2 protein-coding genes and 1 pseudogene are annotated in these 3,648 nt (G+C 36.4%); all 3 read right to left on the reverse strand.

All coding sequences use genetic code 11. The features are described 5' to 3' along the window. Positions 1 to 474: pseudogene (locus tag ABF281_RS01220) on the reverse strand (hypothetical protein); the annotation flags it as partial. Positions 475 to 527: 53 nt separating this feature from the next. Beyond that, complete coding sequence (locus ABF281_RS01225; protein ID WP_347179879.1) at positions 528 to 2,099, reverse strand: RagB/SusD family nutrient uptake outer membrane protein; 1,572 nt, start codon at positions 2,097 to 2,099, stop codon at positions 528 to 530. An 11-nt stretch (positions 2,100 to 2,110) separates the two neighbouring features. Further along, positions 2,111 to 3,648: SusC/RagA family TonB-linked outer membrane protein (locus ABF281_RS01230; RefSeq protein WP_347179880.1), on the reverse strand; the 1,538-nt coding region annotated here is incomplete at its 5' end.

The raw sequence follows: 3,648 nt of genomic DNA on the forward strand, positions 1-3,648 counted from the left end.
ATCTCTTGTTTTTACGGCTGCCAAATCATTTGACCACCAAGAGGTTACGTTCTCTAAATTAGGCCCCACTGCTAAAGCTCCAGCCTCGTGTAACAACAGCCATCTCCCAACGATATCAGAAGCCTCAACAGCTACCGTGTAAGATTTGGTTAAAACCGCATCATCTGCACCTGTAGCAGAAGCAGTAACCGTAATGTCATAAGTTGCTGCTACTGAAGGGTAAGTATAAGAAACTTTTGGACCTACAGTTGCTAAAACATCATCTGTTGCATCTGTACCGAAGTCTACTGAAAAAGAAGAAGCTCCAGTTGCTGAAGGCGTCACACTTACAATATTTCCTAGACCTGATGCTTCTATTGTAAAACTTAAATCTGCAATCCCAGATGCACTATCTATTGGATCATCTTTTTTGGTACATGATACCATAAGCCCTACACATAGCAAGGCACTCATTCCTGTTTTTAAAAAATTCATAATATTTAATTTAGTTATTAATACTCTATTTTTGTTGTTCATACTCATTTTCTTTAATATCCCTGGTTTTGTCCCCATCTTGTTACGGCGTTGGCCAGCTCTAATTCAACAAGAGGAATAGGAAATACCTCATTTTTGTTTTCCTCATAAGAAACTTCTCCAAAGTCAGCAGGTTTGGTAGCATTGTATACATCAAAAGCAATGACTGCTTTCCCTGTCCTAACCAAATCAAAAAATCTGTGTCCTTCTCCAGCCAACTCAATACGTCTCTCATTATAAATAGCTCCTAACAAATCAGATTCACCATTGTATGGATAATCATGTGAATTATCACCAAAAGCTCTTGCTCTTACTTCATTCAAGTGATCTATTGCATTGGAAACAGACCCACTACTCTGAACTTCTGCCTCAGCAGCCATTAACAAAACATCTGCATAACGTATAGCTCTATAATTATTGTCCCAGTTTAATGGATCGCTTCCAGCTCTTGTACCATCATTTGCTCTAGTTGGAAGATATTTCTTTGAAAAATAACCGGTGTTTTCTCTACTTGGCGTGTACTCACTAGTAGCTGGTTCTAATATCGTTATCGCCTTTCTTTTATCTCCGGCTTGATATGCATCATACAGCTGTTGGGTCGGTAAACTGAAACCCCAACCTGCAGTATATTTTGGACCTGTATGATCTCTTGGTGCATTATTTTGTGGTAGATAATTCCCTTCACTACACTGTATACAATCCCAACCTGCACCTTCGACACTAGTGTACTGAACTTCAAAAACGGACTCAACACCATTTTCACCACTTTTTTCAAATAATGTAGACAAGTTTGCGAGGCTATATTCTTCACTATCTATCACATCATTCAGTTGTGCTGCAGCATTAGCATACTGACGACTATCAAAAGTTCCGTGAAACAAATAAACCTTACCTAATAAAGCTTGAGCCGCCCCCTTAGATATTTCGTATTTCATATCTTGAGTGTCTGGCAAGTTAGGTATAGCCTCTTTAAGGTCCTCTTCAATCAATGCATACACAGCTGCAATGCTCCCAACACGATTTACATCATACTGCTCTCCGATTCTAATTCTTTTGTCTTGAATCCTATCAACGCCATCTCTTTTTTCAACCACTAAAGGAATATCCCCAAAAAACTTAGTCAACTCAAAAGCGTAGTATGCTCTCAAGAAATAAGCTTGAGCAATGATTTCATCTTTTCCCTCAAAATCGATATTGTCTTTAAACTCCAAGATATAATTTGCCCTCCCCATGGCAGCATACATAAATTTCCAAATATCTCTTAGTTGATTATTGTCATCCGGGGTATGATCCATTTTATCTACTCTTTGCAGCGTAGGCTGATCATATGTATTGGGATCACCACCTAAAATGATGTCATCTGAGGCTCCTACAATAGTTAGCGTATTCAAATAAGTACTTTGCAACATATCATAAGCACCAATTAATGCTTTCTCATATTCTTCTTGTGTTCTAAAATAGTCATCTGACACATCACTCACAGGCTTTAAATCATTGGTAAAACTATCACAAGCCACGAACATGGAACCTAATGCCATGCTTAAGGTAACGATTTTAGTATATTTTTTTATTGTAAATATTTTCATGGTATAATTTTTTAAAAAGTTAAATTAAGTCCCAAAATAAATGTCGTAGATACTGGATAAAACCCTCTATCTATTCCACCTCCAATCGGATCTCCACTAGATGCTGAAGGATCATATCCTGAATAATCAGTGAACGTATGTAAGTTATTTGCGGACAAGAAGAGTCTTAAATTTGTCATCCCCATTTTATCTAATAATTTTTTGTCAAAATTGTAACCTACTTGTACATTTTGTATTCTGATATAAGAAGCATCTTCTACAAAATAATCTGAAAATAAATCTGTATTGATAGAGGCTCCACTGGTTGCTCTTGGTATTGTATTACTTGCATTAGTGCTTGTCCATCTATCTAATACACGGGTACTTTTGTTAGCTAGAAGATTCAAACGTTCATAGTCTCTAACCATTTCATTACCAAAAGATCCTATAGCAGAGGCAACAAAATCTATATTCTTATAGGTAAACCCAAGATTTAAACCGGCAGTTAAGTCAGCAATAGGGTCTCCAATATCAGTTTTGTCTTTTTCGGATATTATTCCATCTCCATTGGTGTCTACAAATCTTAAGTCTCCTACACCAGCTCCAGTATGGTATTTTTGAGGTTCACCATCTTTATCTGCTGGAGCCGTAGCATCTAACAGATCTATTTCTGCTTGATTTTGATATATCCCGTTAGTTTTGTATCCATAAAAATAACCTAGAGAATGACCTGCTTCCATTCTTGAAGGTAAAATTCCTGAACCTACAGCGAAAGCACCTCCTTGTTCAAAACCAGCTAAATTTCCAACATATGTCACTTCGTTTTTAAGGGTTGCAAAATTAAAACTAGCATTGAATTTAAAATCTTTTGACAATTGATCTCTGTAGGAAACTAAAAACTCAATTCCAGAATTTTCTACAGAACCTGCATTGATAAAAGGAGAACTTGATCCAATACCAGCTACACCTGTCAAAGCTGATGATTCAGCACTAATCAATAAATCATCTGTTATTTTTTTATAAACATCAGCCGTAAAGGTTAATCTATTTTGCATGATAGAAAAATCTAAACCGACGTTAGCTGTTGTATTTGTTTCCCATTGCAAGTATGGATTCCCTAATTTTCCTTCAGCTACACCAACTAACAAATCTGCTTCTACTAGCTCTTCATTAGTACTATAGGCTCCTTCACCATTTAACAAACCTATGTAAGGAAAATCTCCATTAATTTTATCATTTCCAATAGTACCATAACTAGCTCTTAATTTTAAGCCACTAATCAATTGGTTGTCTTTTAAAAAAGATTCATCTGAAATATTCCACCCTAAAGATACGGAAGGGAAATACCCAACATTGTAACCTTCATTAAATTTTGAAGAAACATCCCTACGGAAAACCGCAGACAACAAGTACTTCTCGTTATAGTTGTATTGTAGTCTGGTAAATACAGATTCTAATCTATTTTTGAAACGATTATTTCCACTTTCAATCGCTGCTGGTTGAAAACGTGGGTTCACTGTTTCTGCATTATCAATGCTTGCCTCTTCGTAAGTATTAGCTCCATCTAACA

It is taken from the genome of Wenyingzhuangia sp., from assembly GCF_039768515.1.
Classification (GTDB): Bacteria; Bacteroidota; Bacteroidia; order Flavobacteriales; family Flavobacteriaceae; genus Wenyingzhuangia.